The sequence below is a fragment of the Nonomuraea salmonea genome, assembly GCF_042428605.1.
Lineage (GTDB): Bacteria > Actinomycetota > Actinomycetes > Streptosporangiales > Streptosporangiaceae > Nonomuraea > Nonomuraea salmonea.
Window position 1 is genome coordinate 56,250 of record NZ_JBHMCF010000061.1, and the last position, 24,567, is coordinate 80,816.

Sequence of the window (24,567 nt, forward strand, 5' to 3'; positions counted from 1 at the left end):
GGGTGATGTGCGACGGATGGCGGATGATGCGAAGGGGCGGGATCGCGAGGATGGCTGGCATGGATCCCGAACTCGAACCATTCATCCCGTTGTTTCCGCGGGCCGACCTGTCGGACCCGGTGGCGGAGCGGAAGAACTTCACGGCGCTGGCCACGTCGCTGCCCGCGCCCGATCTCAAGGACATGGAGGTGGCGGACCATACGGTGCCGGCCGATCCGGACGTTCCTGTGCGGGTCTATCGCCCGCGTGACGCGCAGGGCGGGATCGTGTGGCTGCACGGCGGCGGGTTCGTCATGGGCGACCTGGACACCGAGCATCCGTGGGCCGGGCGGGTGGCGGAGGGGTCGGGCGCGGTGGTGATCTCGGTGGGGTACCGGCTGGCGCCGGAGCATCCGTACCCGGCGGCGCTGGACGATGTGTGGGCGGTGCTGCGGTGGGCCGCCGAGCACGCGGGCGAGCTGGGGTTCGACCCTGAGCGGCTGGCGGTGGGCGGTCACAGCGCGGGGGCGTGCCTGGCGGCGGCGGTGTCGTTGCGGGCGCGGGACGAGCAGGGGCCGCCGATCCGGTTCCAGCTGCTGAACCAGCCGGGGCTGGATGATCGGCAGGAGACCTGGTCGGGGCGGACGTTCACCGAGACGCCCTGGATGAACCGGGACAAGGTGTCTGCGATCTGGCGGCACTATCTGGGTGGGGCGCCGGCCACGCCGTACGCGGCTCCGAGCCGGGCCGAGGATCTGGCGGGGTTGCCGGCGGCGTACATCGCGACGGCGGAGTTCGACCCGAACAGGGACGAGGCCATCGAGTACGGGCTGCGGCTGCTGCGGGCGGGGGTGCCGGTGGAGTTGCACCAGTGGGCGGGCACCTTCCACGGTTCGCAGGCGTTGCTGTCGGCCGAGGTGTCCCAGCGGCAGCTCGGCGAGGCGGCGGCGGTGCTGCGCCGGGCGCTGGCTCGCTGACGGTGGCTCGCTGACGCTGGCCGGCTGACGGTGCCGGCTGACTGTGACGGCTGACGGTGGCCGGCCGACGGTGGTGCTGCGCCGCGCTTCGGCTCGCTTGACGGTCGTGCCGGGCCGGCCGGAGGGCGTCTCAAGGGGCCGGCTCTTCGGCAGGGCCGGTCAAGGGGCCGGCTCTTCGGCAGGGGCCGGTCCCTTCGCGGTGCGGCCGCGGAAGGCGCGGCGGTAGGCGCCCGGGGTGGTGCCGAGTGCGGTGTGGAAGCGGCGGCGCAGGTTGGTGGCCGAGGAGAGCCCTGAGCGGCGGGCGACCGCGTCGAGCGGCAGGTCGCTGGTTTCGAGCAGGTCCTGGGCGGCGGCGATGCGCTGCGCGAGCAGCCACTGGCCTGGGCTGATGCCGAGCTGGTCGATGAAGCGACGGGTGAGCGTGCGGGCGGACTGGCCGGCGCGGGCGGCCATGGTCTCGACGGTGAGGGGTTCGGCGAGACGGGCGGTGGCCCAGTCGAGGAGGGGGGCGAGGGTGCCGTCGATCTGGGCGGGGCGGGGTGGGGCGGTGTATTGGAGCTGGCCGCCTTCGCGGTGGGGCGGCATGACCATGGCGCGGGCGATGTGGGCGGCGTGGCGGGCGCCTTGGTCGCGGCGTACGAGGTGGATGCACAGGTCGATGCCGGCTCCCGCGCCGGCGCTGGTGGCGAGGTCGCCGTGGTCGACGTACAGGACGTCGGGGTCGACGTGGACGTGCGGGAAGCGGGCGGCGAGTTCGGCGGTCAGGCCCCAGTGGGTGGTGGCGGTGCGTCCGTCGAGGAGACCGGCGTGGGCGAGGGCGAAGGCGCCGGAGCAGATGCTGACGAGGCGGGCGCCGCGCGCGTGGGCGCGGCGCAGCGCGTCGGTGACGGCGGGGGAGGGTGGGTCGGCGGGTGGCAGCCAGCCGGGGATGATCACGGTGTCGGTGTGGGTGAGGGCGTCGAGGCCGTCGGTGACGAGCATGTCGTAGCCGGCGCGGGTGGGGACGGGGCCGGGGTGTTCTGCGCAGACGCCGAAGGTGTACGCGGCGGGCAGCTCGGGCCGCTGGATGCCGAAGACCTGGGCGGCGCAGGCGAGCTCGAAGGTGGACTGTCCTGGGCGGACGAGGGCGGTGACGCGGTGCATGTCTGAAAAGTAGCGCGGGATGTCTTTTCTGACACTCGGCGGGGGCGGTGGGCGGCTGTCAGGGTGGTGGGCATGACGACACAGAAGGACATGCCGGGCTACGTGTGGTCCTCCGTGGAGGACGCCCCGGTGCGCGAGGTGTTCCCCGGCATCCGGTTGCGCCCGTTGTGGCGCGGTGCGGGCGGGGCGGGGGCGTACGTGCTGGAGATGGACGCCGGGTCCTGCTGGGAGGGCGTGGACGTGCACGATCCTGGGCCGGAGGAGGTGTTCGTGGTCTCCGGTGTTTTCAACGACGGTGAGCGGGACTATCCGGCGGGGACGTTCATCCATGCTCCGGCGGGTTCGTCGCACGTGCCGCAGTCGGCGCAGGGGTGCACGTTGTTCCTGTTCTATCCGGAGGGCTGAGTGTCGGCGGTGTCCATGCGGAGGAACTCGGTGATGCGCAGCAGCCGGGGTGCGCGTTGGGCGTTGTCGGGCAGGTCGGGGAACGCCTCGTCGCGGCCGACGATGCGCGGGGCGGTCAGGTCGATGTCCTTGCCGTCGGCGTGTAAGCGGGCGTGGCCGGTGGCGAGGATGTTGCGCACCCAGTCCGAGCGTGAGCCGTAGACGAGGATGAACAGGTAGCCGCCGGGGACGGGGAAGGCGTCGAGCGGGGTGCGGTAGGCGCGGCCGGAGGTGCGTCCGACGTGGGTGAGCACCGGGTAGCTGCCGCGGCGGATGGACATGGGGTTGAAGATGCGCTTGTTGACGTGTCCCCACCAGAGCGGCATGGGCATGGAGGTCTCCTCAGGCTTACGAGCGTAAGGCTACTTACAGGTGTAAGGTTGGCTTACGCTCGTAAGGCTGTCAATCCCCCCGTACCGGAGCCGCCCGTGTCACCACCGCTGAGCCGCGACCGCGTGCTGGAGGCCGCGATCAGGGTCGCCGATCGCGGTGGCGAGGCCGCCATCACGATGCGGCGGGTGGCGCAGGAGCTGGGGGTGGAGGCGATGTCGCTCTACCACCACGTGCCGAACAAGGAGGCCATGCTCGACGGCGTGGTGGACAAGGTGTTCGCCATGATCGAGCTGCCCTCCGGCGGCGGCGACTGGCGGGCGGCCATCCGGGCGCGGGCCGTGTCCGCGCGGGCGGTGCTGGGCCGGCACAGCTGGGCGCTGAGCCTGCTCGACTCCCGCCGCGACCCGGGCCCTGCGACGCTGAGTCACCACGACGCGGTGCTCGGGGTGCTGCGGGGGGCGGGCTTCTCGGTGGCGATGGCCGCGCACGCGGTCTCGGCGATCGACGCCTACGTCTACGGATTCGTGCTGCAGGAGTCGGTCCTGCCGGTCACGACCCCCGACGACAGGGAGGAGGTCGCCGGCAACATCCTGCAGGGTGAGGCCGCGGCGCAGTGGCCGCATCTCGCCGAGCTGATCGTGGAGCACGCGCTGCGGCCCGGCTACGACTACGCCGAGGAGTTCGGTTACGGCCTCGACCTCATCCTCGACGGCCTCGAAGAGCGGCGGCGCGCCGGCGGGTGATGGACGGGCCAGGTCCGCGTCCCTACCGTCGATCACATGGCACACCAGACGCCCCCCGACCGCCACCTCATCCGCTACAGCGGCCACGCCGCGTTCTCCCCCGACGTCATCGCCCGCGCGTCGGGCACCTCGGTGTTCACCGAGAGCGGCCGGGAGCTGCTCGACTTCACCTCAGGCCAGATGAGCGCCATCCTCGGCCACTCCCATCCCGAGATCGTCGCCACCGTACGCGAGCAGATCGCCCGCCTCGACCACCTGCACAGCGCCATGCTCAGCCGCCCGGTCGTGGACCTGGCGGCGCGGCTGGCCGCGAGCGTGCCCGACCCGCTGGACAAGGCGCTGCTGCTGACCACCGGCGCCGAGTCGAACGAGGCCGCCGTCCGGCTGGCCAAGCTGGTGACCGGCCGGCACGAGATCGTGTCGTTCGCCCGGTCGTGGCACGGCATGACGCAGGCCGCCGCGAACGCCACCTACAGCGCCGGCCGCAAGGGGTACGGCCCTGCCGCGCCGGGCAACTTCGCGCTGCCCGTGCCCGACCGGTTCCGTCCCGCCGTCGTGGACGCCTCGGGCGAGCTGGACTGGCGCCGCCAGCTCGACCTCGGCTTCGACCTCATCGACGCCCAGTCGGTCGGCAGCCTGGCGGCCTGCCTGGTGGAGCCGATCCTCAGCTCGGGCGGCGTGGTCGAGCCGCCACCCGGCTATCTGCCGGCGCTGGCGGACAAGTGCAGGGAGCGGGGGATGCTGCTGATCCTGGACGAGGCGCAGACGGGGCTGTGCCGTACCGGCGACTGGTACGCCTTCCAGCACGAGGGCGTCGTGCCCGACATCCTCACGCTGTCCAAGACGCTCGGCGCGGGGCTGCCGCTGGCGGCGGTGCTGACCAGCGCGGAGATCGAGCGGCGCGCCCACGAGCGGGGCTTTTTGTTCTTCACCACGCACGTCAGCGACCCGCTGCCGGCCGCCGTCGGCAACACCGTGCTGGACGTGCTGGAGCGCGACCGGCTGGACGAGCGCGCCCGCCGGCTGGGCAAGCTGCTGCGCGGCCACCTGGAGGAGCTGGCCACGCGGCACGAGGTGGTGGGCGACGTGCGCGGGCGCGGGCTGCTGCTCGGCATGGAGCTGGTGGGCGACGACCTGCTGGGGCCGGGTGGCGCGGACCGGCTCGGCGCTGAGGTGACCCGCCGCTGCTACGAGCTGGGCCTGCACATGAACATCGTGCAGCTGCCCGGCATGGGCGGCACGTTCCGCATCGCGCCGCCGCTGACCGCGAGCGAGGACGAGCTGAGCCGCGGCGCCGCCATCCTGGACGAGGCGCTCACCGGAGCCGCGCGTACGCTGTGAAGGAGCCCCGACGGCCGCGACCGTGCACTATGCACAGTCGCGGCCCGCCGGCTGTGGAATGTCCACACTGACAGCCCGGCTGGCGCTTCCTACCGTTGGCGTCCAACCACAGGTCTCGCTTGAGGTAAGGGAGGTCGGCATGGCCTCGGCCGTCGGTGTCGACGATTACGCGCTGTCCAGGGTGCCCAGCGGCGCCCGCTACTCCTGGTGGTCGGTGGCCGTGCAGCGGTTCGGCCAGATCTCGGCGCTCAGCCAGTTCCTGCTGGGCGCCACGCTCGGGTTCGGGATGGGGTTCTGGCAGGCGTTCCTGGCGCTGACGCTGGGCGCGGTCATCCTCGAGGTGGTGGCGGTGTTCGTCGGCGTGATCGGCGTGCGCGAAGGGCTGTCGACCTCCATGCTGGCCCGCTGGACCGGGTTCGGCAGGGCCGGGTCGGCGGTGATCGGCCTGGCGATCGGGATCAGCCTCATCGGCTGGTTCGGCATCCAGTCGGCGGTCTCGGCGCAGGGCCTGGCGAGCCTGGTGGGCGTGCTGCCCGAGTGGGGATGGTCGCTGGTGTTCGGGCTGCTGGTGACCGCGATCGTGCTGTGGGGGTTCGGGTCGATGGCCTGGACCGCGTACATCACGGTGCCGGCGTTCCTCATCCTGGTCGGCTGGTCGATCATCAGTGAGCTGTCGCGGCACGACGTGGGCGCGCTGGTCGCCTCGGCGCCGCCGGGCCCGCAGCTGACCCTGTTGCAGGGGACGACGCTGGTGGCGGGCGGGTTCATCGTGGGGGCGATCGTCACCCCTGACATGACCCGCTTCAACAGGAGCGTGGCCGACGTGGTCAAGCAGACGCTGGTGGGCGTCACGCTCGGCGAGTACGTCATCGGCATGGCCGGTGTGCTGCTGGCGCACGCGGTCGGCACCAGCGAGATCACCACGATCGTGACCTCGTCGGTCGGCTGGGTCGGCATCCTCGTCATCGTCGCCGGCACCATCAAGATCAACGACTGGAACCTGTACTCCTCCGGCCTCGGCCTGGTGAACTTCGTCGGCACCGTCCTGGGCAGGAAGGTGCACCGCGGCGCCGCGACCGCCGTCATCGGCCTGCTGGGCAGCGTGCTGGCCGCGGCCGGCATCCTCGACGCGTTCGTGGACTTCCTGACGGTGCTCGGCGTCGTCTTCCCGCCGATCGCCGGGATCATGGTGGCCGAGTACTTCGTGGTGCGGCGCTGGCGCGGCGAGCTGGAGCAGGCCAGGCGGCGCGGCGCGGTGCCGGAGTCGGCGCCCGACTGGGTGCCGGCGACGCTGCTGATCTGGCTGGCCGCGGCGCTGGTGGGCCGCTTCGTGGAGGTGGGGCTCGGCAGCATCAACTCGCTGGTGCTGGCCTTCGTGCTCTACGTGGTGGCCGGGAAGCTGGGCTGGGTGCGCGGCGTGGGCTCGCACCGCACGGCCGAGGCCGTACCCGCCGGTTCGGCCGTCTGACGATCACCAAGCAACGACACACAGGGGAGTTCTTCGTGCGCATCGGCATCGACGTGGGCGGCACCAACACCGACGCCGTCCTGCTGGACGGGCGGCAGGTGCTGGCCGCCGTCAAGACCGGCACCACCGCCGACGTCACCTCCGGCATCGTCAGCGCCCTGCGGGGGCTGCAGGAGCAGCGGGCGTTCGACCCGGCGGACGTGCGCGCGGTGATGATCGGCACCACGCACTTCATCAACGCGCTCGTCGAGGCCCGCCGCCTGGCGCCCACCGCGGCGCTGCGGCTCAGCCTGCCCGCCGGGGCGTCGCTGCCGCCGATGGTGGACTGGCCGCAGCGGCTCGTCGACGCGGTGTCGGGGCGCGCCTACCTGGTGCACGGCGGGCACGAGTTCGACGGCCGGCACATCGCCGAGCTGGACGAGGCCGAGGTGCGCAAGGCCGCCGACGACATGGGACAGGCCGGGGTGCGCAGCGTCGCGATCACGTCGGTGTTCTCGCCGGTCAACGCCGAGTTCGAGGAGCGCGCCGCCGCGATCATCGCCGAGCGGCTGCCGGAGGCGGCGGTCTCGCTGTCGCACGAGATCGGCCGGGTGGGGCTGCTGGAGCGGGAGAACGCCACCATCGTCAACGCCGCCCTGCGCGAGCTGGCCGCGCACATCGTGGACGGGCTGTCCGCCTCGGTCACCGGCGCCGGCATCACCGCGCCCCTCTACCTCAGCCAGAACGACGGCACGCTCATGGACGTCGACTTCGCCCGGCGCTACCCGGTGGCCACGTTCGCCTCAGGGCCGACGAACTCGATGCGCGGCGCGGCCGTGCTGTCCGGCCTCGACACCTGCGCGGTGGTCGACGTGGGCGGCACGACCAGCGACGTCGGGGTGCTGCGGCACGGTTTCCCCCGCGAGGCCACCACCGACGTCACCGTGGCCGGCATCAGGACGAACTTCCGCATGCCGGACGTGCTGTCGATCGGCATCGGCGGCGGCAGCCGGGTCCGCCACGACGGCGCGGTGAGCGTCGGCCCGGACAGCGTCGGCTACGAGCTGACCTCCAAGGCGCTGGTGTTCGGCGGCGACACCCTGACCGCCACCGACATCGCCGTGGCCGCCGGTCGCGCCGAGATCGGCGACCCCGCCCTGGTCGCCCACATCGGCAAAGAGCTGGCCGAGGCCGCGCTGCGGCGCATCGCCTCCGACGTGGCCGACGCGGTCGAGCGCATGCGCACCTCCGCCGAGCCGCTGCCCGTCGTCGCGGTCGGCGGCGGCTCGATGCTGCTGCCCGACGAGCTGGCCGGCTCCGGCACCGTGCACCGGCCGGGACACTACGCCGTCGCCAACGCCATCGGCGCCGCCATCGCGCAGATCGGCGGCGAGGTCGACCGCGTCTACGCCGTGGAGCCGGGCCGCCGCGACGCCGTCGTGGACGCCGCCAAGCAGGAGGCCGTGGACCGCGCGGTCGCGGCCGGCGCCTCGCCCTCCAGCGTGCAGATCGTGGACTTCGACGAGGTGCCGATCCCGTACCTGCCGGGCAACGCCACCCGCATCAGAGCCAAGGCCGTCGGCGAGCTCCAGCTCACCGATGCGAAGGGACGGTGACCCAGGTGACCACGATCACCGCGGCCGATCTGGGCGACCTCGCAGCCGGCGCCGCCATCCTCGGCACCGGAGGCGGCGGCGACCCGCACATCGGCCGGCTGCTGGCCGCCTCCGCCGTCGCCGCGCACGGCCCCGTCGAGCTGTGCCCGCTGCAGGAGCTGCCGCCGGACGCGTCCGTGCTGCCCGTCGCGATGATGGGCGCGCCGACCGTGATGGTGGAGAAGCTGCCCTCGACCGAGCAGGTGGCCAAGGCCACCGAGGCGCTGTCGGGCTACCTCGGGCGCGGCGTCACCCACATCGCCTGCATCGAGGCCGGCGGCGTCAACTCGCTCATCCCCGTCGTCGCCGCCGCCCAGCTCGGGCTGCCGCTGGTGGACGGCGACGGCATGGGGCGCGCCTTCCCCGAGCTGCAGATGGTGCTGCCCACCCTGTACGGCGTCTCCACCACCCCCATGTCGGTCGCCGACGAGAAGGGCAACAAGGTCGTCCTGGACACCGCCGACAACCACTGGGCCGAGCGCCTGGCCCGCTCGGCCACCATCGACATGGGCTGCTCGACGATGATCGCCCTGTACGGCATGACCGGCGCGCAGGCCCGCGACTCGCTCGTGCCGGGCACGCTGAGCCTGTGCGCCGAGCTGGGCGCGCTGGTGCGCCGATCCCGCCACGGCGACCCGGTGGGGGCGGTGGCGGCGCGGCTGGGCGGGCGGCGGCTGTTCACCGGCAAGGTGATCGACGTCGAACGCCGCACCACGACCGGCTTCGCCCGCGGCACTGCCACCCTGTCGGGCATGGACGGCGACGCGGGGCGCGAGCTGGTGCTGCGTTTCCAGAACGAGTACCTGGTCGCCGAGCTGGACGGCGAGGTGCGCGGCACCGTACCGGACCTGATCTGCACCCTCGACCGCGACAGCGGCGAGGCCGTCACCACGGAGGCGCTGCGCTTCGGGCAGCGCGTCAGCGTCATCATCGCCCCGTGCGATCCGCGCTGGCACAGCGAGGCGGGGCTGGCGCTGGCCGGGCCGCGTTACTTCGGCTACGACCTCGACCCGGTGGGGGTGGGGCGGTGAGCTGGCTGCTGACCGAGGACGACCTGCCCGACCTGGCCCGCGGCGCGGCCCTGCTGGGCACGGGCGGCGGCGGCGACCCGTACGTGGGGCGGCTGCTGGTGCGGCAGGCGATCCGCGAGCACGGCCCGATCACCGTGCTCGACCCCGGCGACCTCGCCGACGACACCCTCGTCATCCCCACCGCGCAGATGGGCGCGCCGACCGTCGTGCACGAGAAGCTGCCGCGCGGCACCGAGCCGGTCGCCGCGCTGCGCGCCCTCGAACGCCACCTCGGCCGCCCGGCCGGGGCGACCATGCCGATCGAGTGCGGCGGCATCAACTCGATGATCCCGCTGGTGGTGGCCGCCGTCACGGGGCTGCCCGTCGTGGACGCCGACGGCATGGGACGCGCCTTCCCCGAGCTGCAGATGGAGACCTTCGGCGTGTACGGGGTGCCGGGCTCGCCCATGGCGGTGGCGGGGGAGCGGGGCGAGAGCACGATCATCGACACCGGCGCCGACAACCGGCGCATGGAGTGGCTGGCCAGAGGCGTGACCGTGCGGCTGGGCGGGGTGGCGCACATCGCCGAGTACGCCATGACCGGAGCGGAGGTCAAGCGGACGGCCGTGCCGCGCACGCTGTCGCTGGCCTTGGCCATCGGCCGGGCGATCCGGCAGGCCAGGCAGGCCGGCGCCGACCCCGTCGCCGCGCTCGCCGGCGCCCTGTCGGGCACCCTGTACGCGCACCTGCGGGTGCTGTTCCGCGGCAAGGTGTCGGACGTGGAGCGGCGCACGGAGGCGGGCTTCGCGCGCGGGCGGGCGACGGCGGTGTCGTTCGACGGGCGGCACGAGCTGGAGCTGGCTTTCCAGAACGAGCACCTGGTGGCGCTGGTGGACGGCGAGGTGCGGTGCGTGGTGCCCGACCTGGTGTGCGTGCTGGAGTCGGAGCTGGCCGAGCCGATCACCACCGAGAACCTGCGCTACGGGCAGCGGGTGACCGTCGTCGGCATCTCCACGCCCGCTCTCATGCGCACGCCTGAGGCGCTGGAGGTGTTCGGGCCGGCCGCGTTCGGGCTGCCGCACCCGTTCACCCCTGTCGAGGAGTGCAACCCGGTCACCGTCAGCCGACCGTGACCGGCACGGCTTCAGGACGGGCGTCGGCGAGGGCCGCTTCGACGCGGCGGTTGCTGGTCATGGTCGCGGTGACGGCGGTCATGGTGAGCAGCAGGCCGGCGGCGGCGTACAGCGGGGTGCGCAGGTCGTAGGCGGTGGCCAGCCAGCCGCCGAGCACGGCGCCGAGCGGGGCGGCGCACATGGCGAGCATGCGGGAGGTGGAGGCGACGCGGCCCATCAGGTGGGCCGGGACGATGGCCTGCCGCAGCGAGGGCGCGAGCACCATGGTGGCGCCCATGCCCGCCCCGCAGACGGCGAGCGCCAGCCCGGCCACGTACGCGTTCGGCGCCGCGGCGAGACCGAGGATGGCCAGCCCTTCGATGGCGGCGGTGCAGGTCAGCGCGGTCCCGGTGCCCAGGAGCCGGCCGAGGAACGTGGCGATGCCGGCCCCGAGCAGGCCGCCGGCCGCTTCGGCGGTCAGCAGCAGGCCGAACCCGAACGTACCGATGCCGAGACGCTCGTGGGCGAACAGGGCCAGCACGGTCTCCACGGCGAGGAAGGCGACGTTCCCGACGGCGGGCCGCAGCGCGAGCCCGAGCAGCAGCCGATCCTTGAACACGTAGGACGCGCCCGCCCGCGCCTGGCGCAGCAGCGATTCACGGGCGCCGGCGACCGGCCGCGGCACCGCGGGCAGCGACCGCACCAGCACCGCCGACACCGCGAACGACACCGCGTCGGCGACCAGCGGCACCGACCGTCCGAGCGCCAGCAGGGCACTGCCCGCCGGCGGCCCGGCGAACCCGGACGCCGCGGTCTGGGCGCCGCGCAGGCGCGCGTTGGCCCGCTCCAGCCGGGCCGGGTCGCGGCCGAGCAGATCCGGCAGGTACGCCGTGGCGGCCGTGTCGAAGAACAACCCGCCCAGCGCCAGCAGGAACGCCACCACCGCCAGCAGCGGAACGGTCAGCACGTCGAACGCCGCGGCGACGGCCGGGACGGCCAGCAGCGCGGCACGCCCGGCATCCGTGATCCACATCGTGCGCCGGCGATCCCACCGGTCCACCAGCGCCCCGCCGAGCACCCCGAACAGGACCCACGGCAGCGTCCCCGCGGCCGTGACGACGGCCAGCGCCATCGGATCCCGGGTCAGCGTCAACGCCAGCAGTGGCAGCGCGGCATGCGTCACACCGTCGCCCAGCGACGACACCGTCTGCGCCGTCCACAACCGCCCGAACCCGGCCGGCAAGCTCACCTTCGCCGTCATTCCGCACTCTCCTCAGCCCGCTCAACCTGTTCGTCCTCTTCGGCCCGCTCAGGCCGGTCGCCCTCCTCATCCAGCCCGGCCCGCTCTGGCTGGGCCGGGTGGAACAGCGCGAAGACGAGCGACGTGTCGGGAAGGGACGGGTCCGACAGCGCCCGGTACTCGTCCGCCAGCGCCTCGAGGCGGGCACCCAGCTCCGCGAACTGCTCGTCGGTGAGCCGCAGGTGCGCCATCCGCACGTGCCGCTCGCCGTCGGCGGGGGACGCCTCCAGGTCGGCCACCGCGTTGCGCAGCAGCACGTCCGGCTGTCCCTGTCCCGGGTCCGGCAGCCGGATCGAGCGGGCGGCCATCGCGTAGTAGCGCTCGGTGACCCCGCGCACCTTCCGCGTCCGCACCACCTTCACCAGGCCGGCCCGCTCCAGGAGCCGTACGTGGTAGCTGGAACTGCCCTTGGCCAGGCCCACCCGCTGGGCGATCTGGGTGATCGTGGCCGGCTCGAAGCGGAGCACGGCCATGATCCGGTGACGCGTGAGGTTGGAGACGGCGCGGAGCTGCTCGTCGGTGGTGACGTGAAAGGTCTCAGGAAGATCGTCGGTGGACACGAGTCAATGGTCAACGACTCTTGACCATTGCGCAAGTCGTTCAGCGCGGTGATTTCGGCGCCACCCCGACGGAGTTACGGTCATTCCCGCTTCGACCTGCGTCTTCCGCCGCCCCGGCCGGCCGGCGAATGGCACGGCGGGCCGGTCCGGTGCGGCAAGCTGGACAGATGCGCATCGAGCCGCCGGACGTGCCGGCGCTGGAGCGGGGCGTGGCGGTGCTGGGCTCCAGTGGTGGCGGGGACACCCGTACCGCCGCGCTGCTGCTGCGCCGCCGCCTGGCCGCGGGCGCGGAGGTCGTCGTGCACGCCCTGGACGCGCTGCCGCCGCAGGCGTACGTCGTGCCTGTGGGGGTCGTCGGGGCGACGCCGGTGTTCAACGAGAAGCTGCCGGGCGGGCAGGAGTTCGCCGCCGCCGTGGCCGCGGTCGAGCGGTGGGCCGGCGTGCGGGCGGGCGCCGTCGCCTCCCTGGAGATCGGCGGGCTGAACGGCATGCTGCCGCTGGCCTGGCACCTGGGCCTGCCGGTCGTGGACGCCGACCTGACCGGGCGCGGCGTGCCCCGGCTCGACCAGCTCTCGCTCAACGCCTGCGGCCGCCCGGTCACCCCCGTCGCGCTGGCCGAGCCGGGCGGGCAGGTGCTCGTGCAGGCCACCGGCACGGCGGCCGACCTGGAGCGTACGGTGCGGGCGTTCCTGCCGAGCGCGGGCGGCTGGGCGGCGCTGGCGCTGGCCCCGGTCCCGGCGTACGAGCTGGCCTGCTGCAGCGTCGTCGGGTCGGTGTCGGCGGCGCTGGAGCTGGGACGGCGGCTGCTCGCGCTCGGTGAGTCGCCCGCCCCCGGCCGGCTGGGCGAGGCGGGCGGGCGGGTGCTGGCGCTGGGCCGGGTGATCGAGGTGGTCCGCAGGCCGGGGCCGCGCCTGCACGGCCGCGCCGGGTTCTCGCGCGGTGGTGTCACGGTGGCCGATCACGCCACGGGGGCGCTGCTGCGGCTGGAGATGGAGAACGAATACCTGCTCGCTTTGCGCGACGGCCGGGTCGTCGCCTCGACGCCCGACGTGCTGGCGGTGCTCGACCGGCGCACCGTGACGCCGATCTCCGGCGACGCCGTGCGGGCGGGGATGGAGGTCATGGTGCTGCAGGTGCCGATCGCGCCGTTCTGGACGGATCCGGGGCGGATCGCCTTGGTCGCGCCTCGCGCGTACGGGATCGACTGCGAGCCCGTCCTGCTGGGAGGCCGGCGATGACCACCGTACGCAGGCTGCTGGCCCTGCCCGAGTGGACCGGCGCGGTACAGGTGCTGGCCGGCGAGGCGGGACTGGACGCCACGGCACGGACCGTCCGCCCCCTCGCCGACCCCGGCGCCTACACCCCCGCCGGTCCTGGCGAGGTGGTGATGGTGAGCACACCGGTCGATCCGGGCGACTGGCGCCTGGACGCCCTGCTCCGCCGCGTGGTGGACGCGGAGGGGGCGGCGGTCCTGGTGACCGCGGCCACCCCGCCCGCGGATCGGCCGGCCGACGCAACACCCGGCGAGACACCCGGCGGGATGGCCGGCGGGATGGCCGGCGGGGTGGCGTATGGGACCCTGCGGTTGGCTGATCGGCTGGGGGTGCCCTTGCTCGGTGCCGCGGCCGACCCGCTCGACCTGCTGGTGGCGGCGCGGATGATGCTGGCGGAGCCGGAGATCGACCGGGCGCGGCTGGTGCTGTCGGCGCATCGCGCCTTCGACGAGCGGACGCTCGCGCCCGAGGGCGTCGTGGCCCGGCTGGGCGAGCTGCTGAACGCGCCCGCCGCGCTGCTGGACGAGCGGGGCCAGCCGCTGGCCGGGCAGGTGCGTGAGCCGGAGGCGGTGCGGGCGCAGGAGGTGGTGCCGCAGCGGGTCCCGCTCGGCGACGGGGTGCTGCTGGCGCATCCGGCGGCGCTGCCGGGAGCGCCGCGGCCGGCGTTCTGGCTGGTGGTGGAGTTGCGGGGGACGGCGGCGGCGCGGGCGGACGTGGTGCCGGCGGCGCTGTCGGTGGCGGCCTCGGCGGTGCAGCGCTGGCTGCTCAGCCACCGGCTGGAGCTGGAACGGGACGCGCGCTCACGTTCGGCGCTGCTGGGCGACCTGCTCCGGCTGGACGGCGAGCCGTCGGCGCAGCTGCGCAGGCGGGCGGCCGACGCGGGCTGGCAGCTCGGCGGCTGGCACGTCGGCCTGCGCATCGGGGCGCCGCCGGGGCTGGACACGGTGGCGTCCACGGCGCAGGTCACCCGCGTGCTGCGCGGCGAGGGTGTGCACGCGGTGGTCGTCGAGCACGGCGACGGCTGGACGGGGTGGACCACGTTCGCGCAGGAGCCCACCGCCGCCCGCGTGCACGCCCTCGCCGACACCCTGCGCGCCGCGAACCGGGCCCTGCGCCGCTCGGCCGGCGCCCACATGGGGGTGGGCCGCCCGCACCCCGGCACGAGCGGCCTGATCAGCACGGTCGCGGAGGCCGCCGACGCCGCCCGGCTGGCCGCCACCCGTCCTGAGGCGGGCTTCTTCCTGCAGGTGGACCAGCTCGGGATGGCGCAGCTGCTGCTGGAGTGGGCGCGTACCGACACCTTCGAACCGGCCGCCCGCGCGCTGCTCGCGCCCCTGCACGACCAGCCGGGCGACCTCATCCGCACGCTGTCGGCCTACCTGGACGCCGAGTCCTCGATCGCGGAGACGGCGGCGGTGCTGGGGGTGCACCGCAACACGGTGGCCGCCCGCATCCAGCGGGTGGAGCGGCTGCTGGGCATCGACCTGCGCCACCGCGACGAACGTCTCGCCCTGCACCTGGCCTGCCGCACGGTCAGCCGGCCCGCCGGCTGAGCACCTCCTTCAGGCGGGCGGCGAAGGCGCGCGGATGCGTGAGGTTGCCGTTGTGGCCGCCGGGGAACTCGGCCGGCTCGGTGCCGAGCAGGGCGGCCAGCTCCTGGGCGCAGCGGCGGTCGAAGGCGGCGGGCGGGGTGGTGCGGCCGACGGCGGGCACGATGCGGGCGCCGGTGGAGGCCAGGTCGCCGGTCGGGAAGGTGTCGCCGATGACGGCGGTGACGTCGTGTTCGAGGAAGAAGCCGAAGTCGGCGACCCTCTGGGGGGTCATGGGGTGCGGGGTCCGGCCGGGTTCGGCGTCGGGGGCGGCGGGGTCGATGCCCAGGGCCTCGGTGATGGCCTTGAGCGCGGGGGTGAGTCCTTCGCGGCGGTAGAGCCGCTGGATGCCGGCGAGCTCGGCGAGGTGGCGGGTGCGCTCGGCCGGTGGGAGGAGGCCGGGGGACACCGGTTCGTGGGCGATGAGGGTGGCGATCTGGCCGGGGTGGTCGAGGGCCAGGTGGAGGCCGATGGCGGCGCCCATGCTGCAGCCGAGGATCGCCGCCGGCCGGTCGGTGAGCGCGGCCAGCAGGTGGTGGACGTCGTCGGCGTGCTGCCTCAAGGGGACGGGGCGGGGGCGGTCGAGGGCGCTGCGGGACAGGCCGCGCCGGTCATAGGTGATGACGGTGTAGCTGTCGAGGAGGTGATCGGCCAGGTCGGTGCTGCGGCGGGCGTCGCCCTCGCCGCTTTGGGAGATGAGCAGGGCGGGCCCGGCGCCGCGCACCTCGTAGTGCAGCGTGGCGCCGGGGACGGGCAGGTGGCCGGTGGTCATGGTGGTCCTCTTCGTTGGAAGTGCGAAGACCGACCATAATCCATCAAACTTGATATATCAAAAATGATCGATTGTCGGGGGCGGCCGGGCGGCTCCGGCTCCGCCTGACGTCCCCTGGACGGCTGAGCGGGTGCTAAGCGTTTCTGGACAGCGTGTAGGTGCGGGTGACGGCGGTGAGGTCGCCGTCCTCTCTCGTGGCGGCCACCAGATCCGCGGGCCGGGGGACGAAGCCGGGCACGGCGGGCAGGCCGTCGGTTTCCGAGATGACGGTGAGGCGGATCCGGTCCTGGCCCTGCGTACGTACGGTGAACGTGGCGCCGCGGGCGGGGATGCCGCGCAAGCGGATCTCCGAGGGCCAGGTGCCGGTGCGCGTGCCGGTCACGGCCGCGGTGGCCGAGCCGAAGGCGCCGGCGGTGGCGGTGACGTGGGTGATCGGCTGGTCGAGGCGCAGGGTGACGGAGCGGGCGCCTTTGGCGGGGGTGACGTGCAGCTTGAGCGTGGTGCCGCGGTGCGCCAGGACGTCGGCTCGCGGGGCGCCGGTGGTGATGGCGGGTGCGGGGCCGGTGCGCAGGGCGCCGCGCCCGTAGCCGGGCGGGAGCGCCGAGGTGTCGCGGCCGGTCACGTAGCGGCTGGTCCAGGGGGCGGGGTCGGTGTCGGCGCTGACCCAGTGAGCGGTGCGGGTGTCGGCGTCCATGACGTACGCGAGGTGGGTGCGCCCGGGGTGCTCGGCGTCGAAGCCGTCCGTGGCGAGCCCGGTGGCGGCCAGGGCGGCGGCGAGGACGACGGCGGTGAGGGGGACGGCCAGGACGGTGGCGCGCTTGGAGCGGGTGAGGAACAGGTCGGCGATCGGTACGGCGGTCAGCAGGAACAGGGCGAGCACGAGGGCGGGGACGCCCGCGAGAGCGAGTCCCATGCCGTCGAAGACGTCGCCGGCCAGCGCGGGCAGGAGCATGGCGGCGGTGGCGGGGCCGGCCAGGGCCAGGAGCATGCGTGACCAGCCGGGGGCGCGGCGCAGCAGCAGGGCGGCGAGCCAGCCGAGTGCGCCGAGCAGGGCCGGGAGGGTGAACAGGAAAGCCGCTCCTGGGGCGAGCCAGGCGCAGAGCAGGCCGAGCGCGGCGAGCCAGAGGAGCCCGGCGATGGCGGTCGCGGCGCTGCCGAGGGCGCGGCGCAGGGCGAGGTGCCAGCCGAGGACGGCCGCTGCGGACAGCGCGGCGACGGCCGCCTGGTAGGGGCGTGGATGGTGGAGGAGCCCGCCCATGAGGTCGTAGGCGGGCCGCCAGGTGGCGAGGAGCGCCCAGAGTCCTTGGGCGAGGGCGGCGGAGAGGATGAGCGGAAGGAGCGCCGAGACGGCGGCCACGAGGAGGCGGGGCAGGGTCAGCAGCCGCCGGGTGCGGGCCGGCAGGGCCAGGGCGGCGACCGCGAGGAGGGCGAGCACGGCCAGCGGCCAGGTGAGCTGCCCCGGGTAGGTGATCATGACGCCGAGGGCGCGGAAGTAGGTGGCGTCGTGGCCGGAGCCGAGGGCGCGCAGGTCGGTGCCGCCCAGGGCGCGGGTGAGGGCGAGCATGGTGGAGCCGTGGTGCTGGAGGCTGCCGGGGTTGAGGTTCGCGATGGTGTCGGTGGCGGTGTGGTAATGCGAGGAGTTCTGGATGTAGGCGAAGTTCATGCCGGTGTAGCCGGCCTGGGTGAGCGGGGTGAAGTCGGTGTTGTTGGGCAGCAGCCGGTAGACCTGCACCATGGCGGAGCTGCCGCGCGGCGCGGGGGCGGCGCCGGCGAAGGTGTCGACGAGGCGGGCGTTGCCGGGCGTGGTCTCGAACATCAGGGACGGGCCGCCGGTGCCGCGGGCCTCCCAGTTGAGCAGGACGCCGCCCGCCTTGCCGAGCGGGTGTTCGCGGACGAAGGCCTCGGCGCCGAGCACGCCGTCCTCCTCGCCGTCGGTGATGAGCAGGACGACGTCGTTGCGTGGCCGAGGGCCGGTGCGCAGCGCGCGGACGGTCTCCAGCATGGCGGCCACGGCGGCGGCGTCGTCGGAGGCGCCCGGCCCCATGGCGGCGGAGTCGTAGTGGGCGGCGATGAGCACGGTGCCGGTGGAGCCGGTGCCGGGCAGGCGGGCGATGATGTTGTCGACCTGGCCGAACGTGGCCAGCCCCGCCGCGGAGCGGGCGCCGACGGCGTGCTGGACCTCGACGTCCAGCCCTGCGGCGCGCAGCTGGGAGGTGAGGTAGGTCCTGGCTCTGGCGGAGGCGGCGCTGCCGATGGGGCGGGGTTCGGTCGCGAACTTCTCGAGGTGGGCACGGGCGCGTTCGGCGCTGAACCGGTCGGCCGGCGCACTGGCCGGCACAGGCTGCATGGTGCTGTCCGCCATGGCCGTCAGCGCGATCACTGCGGCGAGGACGAGGAGGGCGGCGATCCCGGCCACACGTGGCCGTGGCGCGTCGAACAACGTTCCGATCATGGTGAGGAACGGTAGGCCGGGGCCCTCGCCTGGCGGAATGAGGTGCTTACCCGGGCCGGCCTGTGGTTTTCCGCAGGGCCGACCGGGTGAGGCGGTCGGCGAGCGCGACGACGAGGTCGCGGAGCTCGGCGGGCTGCTCGACGGCGAAGGGCAGGTCGAGTGCGGCCAGGACGGGAGGCAACCGGTCGAGGTGGTCGGCGTGGAGCTCGACGCGGGACCAGCCGTCCTGCGGGGGTTCGGTGACGAGGGCGAAGCCGGGCGGCAGGCGGGTGTGGATCTGGGCGGCGGTGCCGTGGATGTGCAGGATGACGTGGTGCCGGTGAGGGGCGGTGGCGAGCCTGGTGAGCAGGTCTTGGGCCGGGTCCTGGAGGCCGGCGGGCGGGGTGAAGGTGCCGGGCCGGGTGGTGGCCTGGGTGATGCGGTCGAGGCGGAACGTGCGCTCTTCGCCGATGGCGGGGTCGGTGCCGGTGACGTACCACTTGCGGTTGTGGGTGACGAGGCCGTGGGGGTGGAGGGTGCGTTCGCTGCGGTGGCCGTCGGCGGCGGTGTAGCGGATGGTGACGGGGCGGTGGTGGCTGACGGCGTCGGCGACGGTGAGCAGAACGCCGGTGTCGGGCGCTGCGTCGGGTGCGGCGGCGGGCCGGGCAGGGGTGGTGAAGGCGAGCGTGCCGAGGAGGGTGTCGAGCCGGTCGGCGAGGCGTCTGGGCAGGACGCGGCGGATCTTGACGGTGGCGGTCTCCGAGGCCGTGCCGGTGCCCTGTGCGGTGATGAGGCCGAGCAGGACGGCCAGCGCCTCCTCATCGGTGAGCATGAGAGGCGGCAGGCGGTAGCCGGGGGTGAGGCGGTAGCCGCCGTGGCGGCCGCGGACCGATTCGACCGGGATGTCGAGGTCGATGAGGTGGTCGATGTAGCGGCGCACGGTGCGTTCGTTGACGCCGAGGCGGTCGGCCAGCTCGGTGACGGTGCGGGTGCCGCCCGCCTGGAGCAGCTCCAGGAGGGTGAGGACGCGGGTGGTGGGTCGCGGCATGTTCTCAAGTCTGCTGCAGATACCGGGCGGATTCTGCCCGGTATCAGGTCTAGCTTGTAGGGCGTTCGCGATCGACTGATCAGCAGGGAGTTGTCATGGATTTCATCTCGACCCGGATCATCACCGCCGACGTGGCACGGCTGGTGGGTTTCTACGAGCACGTCACGGGGGTGCGGGCGGCGTGGGCGAACGAGGAGTTCGCCGAGCTCAGGACGGCCACGGGGACGCTGGCGATCGGCGGGGTGCCCACGGTCGCGTTGTTCGCCCCCGGCTCGGCGCGCCCGGCCGAGAACCGCAGCGTCATCGTCGAGTTCCTGGTGGACGACGTGGACGCGACGTTCAAGGGCCTGCCTGAGGACGCCGACGTGGTGAACGAGCCGAAGACGATGCCGTGGGGCAACCGTTCGCTGCTCGTCCGGGACCCCGACGGCAACCTGGTGAACTTCTTCACCCCGGTCACCGACGCCGCCCGGCAGCGGTTCGGCCGGTAGCGGTCAGGGGGTGGCGAGGCGGCGGGCGGCGTGGACGACGGCGGCGCGGCGGCGGGCGGCCTCGGCGCCGTCATCGGGGTCGTCGCCGGAGTCGCCGGGGCTGCCGGGGCTGCCGGTGAGCATGCGGGCGATCTGCGGGGCCGCCGACCAGTAGCTGGTTAGGGACATGACCAGGAACATCAGGTGGGCGGGGTCGAGGGTGGCGTCGATGCGGCCGGCCCGCTGGGCGGCGGCGATGGCGGCGGCCTTGTCGGCATAAAGGGTGGTGCGGGCGAGCTCGTCGGGGATGGCGCCGGTGTCGGCGAGCCCCTCCCACAGGACGAGGCGGGCGAGGTCGGGGTGGGCGCGCTGGTAGTCGTAGGCGCGTCCGGCGAACTCGCCGACGTCGTCGGGGCCGGTGATGTCCAGCGGCACGGCGGCGGCCAGAGCGTCGACCTCGCCGCGGACGATGGTGGCGAACAGGGCGGTCTTGTCGCCGTAGTAGTTGTAGACGCGTTCGCGGTTGACCTGGGCGCGCCTGGCGATGCGGTCGATGGTGGTGCCGTCGGGGCCGTGGGCGGCGAATTCGGCCAGCGCTGCCTGGTAGATGCGGTGTTTGGTGCCTTCGACGTCCCATGCCATGGGGTTCATGATAGTTCCAACACGCGTGTTGCTTTTGGCGCGCGGGCGGGGTTATGGTCGGCGTATCGCCAACACGAGTGTTGGAGTTTGGGGGATCACGCATGACCGCGAAGACCGTACTGATCACCGGCGCCACCAGCGGCGTCGGCGCCCACGCCGCGCGGCTGCTGCTGGAGCGCGGCCACCACGTGGCCGTCACCGGCCGCAACGAGGCGCGGATGAAGACGTTCCTGGAGGAGACCGGTCATCCCGACCGGCTGCTCGGCCTCATCGCCGACGCCGCCGACTGGCAGGACACCCGGCGGGCGGTGGCCGCGACCGTGGAGCGGTTCGGCGCGCTGCACGGCGCGGTGGCCAACGCCGCGTTCACCTCGGCCGACCACGTCCACGGCGGGCGCGTCCCGCTGGCCGAGGGCGACCCCGAACTGTGGCCGCCCATGGTGCTCACCAACGTGCTCGGCCCCGCCCTGCTGGCCAGAGCCGCCCTGACCCACCTGGAGGCGAGCCGAGGGCGGCTGGTGCTGGTCGGCAGCGTGGTCGGGGTGAAGAACAGCCCGGGCAACCTCTACTCGGCCACCAAGTGGGCGGTGACCGGGCTGGCGGAGAACCTGCGCCTGCACGCCACCCACCGCGGCGTCGGCGTCACCCTGGTCAACCCCGGCATCATCGACACGCCGTTCTGGATGGACGGCGAGGTGCCGCCGTTCGCGCTGCCGCCCGGCCCGGTGGCCGAGGCGATCTGCCACGCGCTCGGCCAGCCGGACGGGGTGGACCTCAACACGATCACCGTCCGGCCGATCGGCCAGCCGGCGTGATCAGCTCACGCCAGTTCCCCACCTCCTGAGCGGTCAGGGCGCGAGCGATGATCGCGGCCCGGTCGACGCCGCCGGTCAGGCGCTGGCCGCCGTTCTGGTCGGCGCCGAACCGCAGCGGCCTGGCGGTGCAGCCCGCGATGCCCCCGGAGGTGCCGCCGGAGGTGACCTGGCCGGTGGCGGCGCGCTCGCCGTCCACATAGAGGGTCAGCGCGCCGGTGCGGTCCAAGGTGACCACCACGTCCAGCCACCGGCCGGTGGGCAGGGCCGCGTCCAGGGTGACGCCGGCGCCGGCGCCGATGAAGCGGACCTTGCCCTCGGGCGTGAGGTCGATGAGCACGCCGTCGGTGCCCGGGTCGCCGGACGGCTGCGAGTCGAACAACCGCCGGTAGCCGCTGCCGCCCACCTTCACCTCGGCGGCGAAAGTGGCCTCGCGCAGCAGGCCGAGCGTGGTGGGCTCGGTGGTCAGGTAGGTGCTCCCGTCCAGCAGCAGGCCGCTGCCCGACGGCGCGGTGGCGTCGTAGGCCGGGTCCCCGCCGGCGATCTTGGCATGGCGGCCGTTGCCCGAGGCGTCCTCGACGGTGGCGCCCTCCCGGGGATCCCAGGCCACCACGGCCGAGCCGGCGGGAGCCGGGGCGCAGGGGTCGAGGGCGAGGACGGCCGTGGCGGCGCCCTTCCACGAGCCGCCGGTGACCGTCGCGGACAGCACGGCGGTGCGGCCGCCGTCGGCGGGGCCCGGCGTGACGGTGAACGCGGCGGTCCGCTTCCCGCCGCCCGGCACGCCCGGCAGGCTGCGGGTGCCCGGCGTGACCGTCCAGCCGCTCGGGGCGGTCAGCGTGACCTCGGCGGCCGGTACGGCCCGCCGCCCCGGCGCCTGCACGCTCACCCCGGCCTCGAAGGCGACGCCGGGCTGGGCGGAGGCGGGCGCCTCCAGGGAGACGGCCACCTCGTTGCGCAGCGTGTAGCTCTGCCCCGCGCGGGCGTCGAAGGTGAGGGTGTCGCCCTCGCGGCGGGCGTTCACCTCGCGGCCACGCCCGTCCACCAGCCGGTAACGGCCCTCGACGACCGCGCTCTTGAGCCTCAGCCGGCCGGTCCTGCCCGGATGCAGGGTGACCGTGGCCGGGGCGCCGCCGGACCAGGTGGCGTCCACGGTGACGTCGCCGCGGGCGCGCAGGCCGCGCACCGAGCCGTCCTTCCACGCCGACGGCAGCGCGGGCAGGACGTGCAGCACGTCATGCTGGCTCTGCAGCAGCATCTCGGCCATGCCCGAGGTCGCGCCGAAGTTGCCGTCGATCTGGAACGGCGGATGGGTGTCCCACAGGTTGTCCAGCGTGGAGCCCTTCAGCTGCTCGGCCAGCATGGTGTGGGCGTGGTCGCCGTCCAGCAGCCGCGCCCAGAAGTTGATCTTCCAGGCCTTGGACCAGCCGGTGCCGCCGTCGCCGCGCGCCTTGAGCGATACCTTGGCCGCCTCGGCCTCCTTCGAGCCCGGCTCGATGCCGTTGCCGGGGTGCAGCGCGTACAGGTGCGAGACGTGCCGGTGGGTGTCGGCCGGGGAGTCCCAGTCGCTCTTCCACTCCTGCAACTGGCCCCACGAGCCGATGCGCAGGCCCGGGTCGAGCTTCTTCAGCGCGGCGCGCGCCTCGGCCCTGAACTCCTCGTCCACGCCGAGCTTCTCGGCGGCGGCCACGGCGTTGCCGAGCACCTCGCCGACGATCTGCTGCGACATCGCGGCGCCCGCGGAGAAGTCGCCGTGCTCGGGGGAGTAGCTGGGGGAGACCACCAGGCTGCCGTCGCGCGGGTCGGTGTGCAGGAAGTCCAGCCAGAACTCCGCCGCCCCCTTGATCACCGGGTACGCCCGCTCGCGCAGGTAGGTCACGTCGCCGGTGAAGCGGTAGGTGTCGTACAGGTGCTGGGTGGTCCAGGCGGCGGCCTCCGGGAACCAGAACGCGGTCGCCCAGTCGTGCACCCCGGTGAAGCCGAACGGGTTGGTCTCGTTGCCGACCACCCAGCCGCCCGCCCCGTAGATGCCGCGGGCGCTCTCGCGGCCGGGCGGCATCAGCGCGGTGATGTAGCGGTCGTACGGCGCGGTCGTCTCGTGCAGATTGGTCTGCTCGGCTAGCCAGTAGTTCATCTGCAGGTTGATGTTGACGTGGTAGTCGGCCGACCAGGGCGGGCTGGTGGAGTGGTTCCACACGCCCTGCAGATTGGCGGGCAGCACGTCGTTCTCGCGGGAGGAGGAGATGAGCAGGTAGCGGCCGTAGGCGAAGAACAGCTTCTCCAGTGCCCGGTCGGCGGGGTCTGCGCCGCCGGTGTAGTTCCTGCGCAGCTCGTCGGTCGGTACGGCGGGCATCGTCCCGCCGAGGTCGAGGCGGACCCGGTCGAACAGGGCCCGGTAGTCGGCGACGTGGGCGCGGCGCAGCGCGGCGTACCCGGCGCCGTCGGCCTCATTCACGGCCTCATTCACGGCCTCATTCACGGCCTTGTCCACTGCCTTGTCCACTGCCTTGTCCACGGCCGCGGTCACCCGTTCGTGCGGGTCCTCGCCGCGGTAGGAGGGGTAGGCGTCGGCGTAGTCGGTGCCGGCCGACAGCACCAGCACCGCGCTGTCGGCGCCCTCGACCCGAACGGCGTCGCCCTGGTCGCTGCGGGTGCCGCCGGTCGTGATCACCTGCACCTGCGCCTCGAAGCGCATGCCGTTGTCCGCCAGCCGGCCCCGGATGGTGAGCCGGCCGCCCGCGGCGGTGACGGTCTTGTCGTCGCGCGGCGAGGTGTGGCGTAGCGTGAACGACACCTGGCCGGGCCGGTCGGCGCCCAGCCGGGCGACGATGACGTTGCCGGGGTTGGAGGCGAAGTACTCGCGCTGGTGCCGGACACCGCCCGCGGTGTAGGCGACGCGGGCCACCGCCTCGGACAGGTCCAGCTCGCGCCGGTAGTCGCTCGCCTCGGCGGCGGGCAGATCGAGGTGCAGGTCGCCGAAGGTCTGGTAGGCGCCGAAGCCGGTCTTGCGCTGGCCGAGCTTGGCGGCGACCTGCTCGGGGGACATCTTCCCCTCGCGGTCGATCTGCTCCTGGACCTCGGCGATCGCGCCCGGGCGCGGGCCGGACCAGTTGCCGAAGTCGTAGCCGGGTGAGCCGGGGCCACCGGTCCACAGCGTCTTCTCGTTGAACTGGATGCGCTCCGACGACACCCCGCCGAAGATCATCGCGCCCAGGGGGCCGTTGCCGATGGGCAGGGCCTGGGTCTCCCAGTCGGTGGCGGGCTCGTCGTACCAGAGGGTCAAGTCATCGGGTGTCTGCACGGTGCTCGCTTCGGGTGCGGGGCCGGCGTGCGCGGCCGCCGGCAGTGCCTGTGGCCACAGCAGCAGCGACAACGCGGTGACGAGTGCGGTGGCGTGTCGTCGTAACGGGGGGTGTGCCACGCGGGGTCCTCCGATCACATGCGGGCTTCCCCGAAGAGATAACACCGGTAACGCGCTCGTCACAAGG

Annotated in this window: 21 protein-coding genes; 12 read left to right on the forward strand and 9 right to left on the reverse strand. The window is 73.8% G+C overall.

Going from position 1 to position 24,567, the window contains the following annotated elements:
- The first annotated feature begins 59 nt into the window (after positions 1–59).
- Positions 60–956 carry an alpha/beta hydrolase gene (locus ACFFR3_RS47655; protein WP_379485335.1) on the forward strand — a complete coding sequence of 299 codons (897 nt, stop codon included), beginning with the start codon at positions 60–62 and terminating at the stop codon, positions 954–956.
- A gap of 159 nt (positions 957–1,115) precedes the next feature.
- On the opposite strand, the gene ACFFR3_RS47660 is transcribed toward ACFFR3_RS47655, so the two are convergent.
- Positions 1,116–2,099, reverse strand: coding sequence for a helix-turn-helix domain-containing protein (locus ACFFR3_RS47660; RefSeq protein ID WP_379485336.1), 984 nt, complete (start codon positions 2,097–2,099; stop codon positions 1,116–1,118).
- A 72-nt stretch (positions 2,100–2,171) separates the two neighbouring features.
- Here ACFFR3_RS47660 and ACFFR3_RS47665 point away from each other — a divergent pair, with 72 nt between their 5' ends.
- On the forward strand, positions 2,172–2,504 hold the full coding sequence (locus ACFFR3_RS47665; RefSeq protein WP_364374748.1) for a cupin domain-containing protein: 333 nt from the start codon (positions 2,172–2,174) through the stop codon (positions 2,502–2,504).
- Here ACFFR3_RS47665 and ACFFR3_RS47670 read toward each other — a convergent pair.
- Entirely contained in the window at positions 2,489–2,875 is a 387-nt protein-coding gene (locus ACFFR3_RS47670) for a nitroreductase family deazaflavin-dependent oxidoreductase (RefSeq protein WP_345406002.1), read from the reverse strand. The two genes, ACFFR3_RS47665 and ACFFR3_RS47670, sit on opposite strands and share 16 nt — an antisense overlap.
- 96 nt (positions 2,876–2,971) lie before the next feature.
- Between ACFFR3_RS47670 and ACFFR3_RS47675 the strand changes: the two genes are divergently transcribed.
- The 6 genes from ACFFR3_RS47675 to ACFFR3_RS47700 all read left to right on the forward strand — a co-directional run bounded on the left by ACFFR3_RS47675 (position 2,972) and on the right by ACFFR3_RS47700 (position 10,205).
- Positions 2,972–3,619: a TetR/AcrR family transcriptional regulator C-terminal domain-containing protein gene (locus tag ACFFR3_RS47675; protein WP_364374754.1), complete on the forward strand. Its 648-nt coding sequence runs from the start codon at positions 2,972–2,974 to the stop codon at positions 3,617–3,619.
- Between the two features lie 36 nt (positions 3,620–3,655).
- Entirely contained in the window at positions 3,656–4,960 is a 1,305-nt protein-coding gene (locus ACFFR3_RS47680) for an aspartate aminotransferase family protein (RefSeq protein ID WP_345406005.1), read from the forward strand.
- A gap of 139 nt (positions 4,961–5,099) precedes the next feature.
- Positions 5,100–6,428: a purine-cytosine permease family protein gene (locus ACFFR3_RS47685; protein WP_379485337.1), complete on the forward strand. Its 1,329-nt coding sequence runs from the start codon at positions 5,100–5,102 to the stop codon at positions 6,426–6,428.
- Between the two features lie 35 nt (positions 6,429–6,463).
- Positions 6,464–8,023, forward strand: coding sequence for a hydantoinase/oxoprolinase N-terminal domain-containing protein (locus ACFFR3_RS47690; protein ID WP_379485338.1), 1,560 nt, complete (start codon positions 6,464–6,466; stop codon positions 8,021–8,023).
- 5 nt (positions 8,024–8,028) lie between these two features.
- On the forward strand, positions 8,029–9,093 hold the full coding sequence (locus ACFFR3_RS47695; protein WP_364374766.1) for an S-methyl thiohydantoin desulfurase family protein: 1,065 nt from the start codon (positions 8,029–8,031) through the stop codon (positions 9,091–9,093).
- The gene (locus ACFFR3_RS47700) at positions 9,090–10,205 is read left to right on the forward strand and encodes an S-methyl thiohydantoin desulfurase family protein (RefSeq protein ID WP_345406020.1); all 1,116 of its coding nucleotides are present in this window, start codon (positions 9,090–9,092) and stop codon (positions 10,203–10,205) included. Before ACFFR3_RS47695 ends, ACFFR3_RS47700 begins: the two co-directional genes overlap by 4 nt.
- Here ACFFR3_RS47700 and ACFFR3_RS47705 read toward each other — a convergent pair.
- Together ACFFR3_RS47705 and ACFFR3_RS47710 are read right to left on the reverse strand one after the other, a co-directional pair.
- Positions 10,192–11,445, reverse strand: a complete 1,254-nt coding sequence (locus ACFFR3_RS47705; protein WP_345406023.1) for an MFS transporter — start codon at positions 11,443–11,445, stop codon at positions 10,192–10,194. The two genes, ACFFR3_RS47700 and ACFFR3_RS47705, sit on opposite strands and share 14 nt — an antisense overlap.
- A complete protein-coding gene (locus ACFFR3_RS47710) occupies positions 11,442–12,044 on the reverse strand; it encodes an ArsR/SmtB family transcription factor (RefSeq protein ID WP_345406026.1) in 603 nt (200 codons plus the stop codon). The genes ACFFR3_RS47705 and ACFFR3_RS47710 overlap by 4 nt, the downstream gene beginning before the upstream one ends.
- A gap of 167 nt (positions 12,045–12,211) precedes the next feature.
- On the opposite strand from ACFFR3_RS47710, the gene ACFFR3_RS47715 reads away from it, so the two are divergent.
- Together ACFFR3_RS47715 and ACFFR3_RS47720 are read left to right on the forward strand one after the other, a co-directional pair.
- Positions 12,212–13,282 carry an S-methyl thiohydantoin desulfurase family protein gene (locus tag ACFFR3_RS47715; protein ID WP_379485339.1) on the forward strand — a complete coding sequence of 357 codons (1,071 nt, stop codon included), beginning with the start codon at positions 12,212–12,214 and terminating at the stop codon, positions 13,280–13,282.
- On the forward strand, positions 13,279–14,871 hold the full coding sequence (locus ACFFR3_RS47720; RefSeq protein ID WP_379485340.1) for a PucR family transcriptional regulator: 1,593 nt from the start codon (positions 13,279–13,281) through the stop codon (positions 14,869–14,871). The genes ACFFR3_RS47715 and ACFFR3_RS47720 overlap by 4 nt, the downstream gene beginning before the upstream one ends.
- Here ACFFR3_RS47720 and ACFFR3_RS47725 read toward each other — a convergent pair.
- The 3 genes from ACFFR3_RS47725 to ACFFR3_RS47735 all read right to left on the reverse strand — a co-directional run bounded on the left by ACFFR3_RS47725 (position 14,852) and on the right by ACFFR3_RS47735 (position 19,158).
- Positions 14,852–15,679: an alpha/beta fold hydrolase gene (locus ACFFR3_RS47725; protein ID WP_379485341.1), complete on the reverse strand. Its 828-nt coding sequence runs from the start codon at positions 15,677–15,679 to the stop codon at positions 14,852–14,854. The genes ACFFR3_RS47720 and ACFFR3_RS47725 overlap by 20 nt on opposite strands.
- Positions 15,680–15,812: 133 nt before the next feature.
- A complete protein-coding gene (locus ACFFR3_RS47730; RefSeq protein ID WP_379485342.1) occupies positions 15,813–18,131 on the reverse strand; it encodes a M20/M25/M40 family metallo-hydrolase in 2,319 nt (772 codons plus the stop codon).
- A gap of 46 nt (positions 18,132–18,177) precedes the next feature.
- The gene (locus ACFFR3_RS47735; RefSeq protein WP_379485343.1) at positions 18,178–19,158 is read right to left on the reverse strand and encodes a helix-turn-helix transcriptional regulator; all 981 of its coding nucleotides are present in this window, start codon (positions 19,156–19,158) and stop codon (positions 18,178–18,180) included.
- A 95-nt stretch (positions 19,159–19,253) separates the two neighbouring features.
- Here ACFFR3_RS47735 and ACFFR3_RS47740 point away from each other — a divergent pair, with 95 nt between their 5' ends.
- On the forward strand, positions 19,254–19,649 hold the full coding sequence (locus tag ACFFR3_RS47740) for a VOC family protein (protein WP_364374792.1): 396 nt from the start codon (positions 19,254–19,256) through the stop codon (positions 19,647–19,649).
- A 3-nt stretch (positions 19,650–19,652) separates the two neighbouring features.
- Here ACFFR3_RS47740 and ACFFR3_RS47745 read toward each other — a convergent pair whose 3' ends face one another.
- Positions 19,653–20,270, reverse strand: a complete 618-nt coding sequence (locus ACFFR3_RS47745; RefSeq protein WP_345406049.1) for a TetR/AcrR family transcriptional regulator — start codon at positions 20,268–20,270, stop codon at positions 19,653–19,655.
- A gap of 101 nt (positions 20,271–20,371) precedes the next feature.
- On the opposite strand from ACFFR3_RS47745, the gene ACFFR3_RS47750 reads away from it, so the two are divergent.
- Positions 20,372–21,085 (forward strand): SDR family oxidoreductase, encoded by a 714-nt coding sequence (locus ACFFR3_RS47750; RefSeq protein WP_345406052.1) that lies wholly within the window; start codon positions 20,372–20,374, stop codon positions 21,083–21,085.
- Here ACFFR3_RS47750 and ACFFR3_RS47755 read toward each other — a convergent pair.
- The gene (locus tag ACFFR3_RS47755; RefSeq protein ID WP_379485344.1) at positions 21,054–24,500 is read right to left on the reverse strand and encodes a glycosyl hydrolase family 95 catalytic domain-containing protein; all 3,447 of its coding nucleotides are present in this window, start codon (positions 24,498–24,500) and stop codon (positions 21,054–21,056) included. The two genes, ACFFR3_RS47750 and ACFFR3_RS47755, sit on opposite strands and share 32 nt — an antisense overlap.
- Positions 24,501–24,567: the final 67 nt, after the last annotated feature.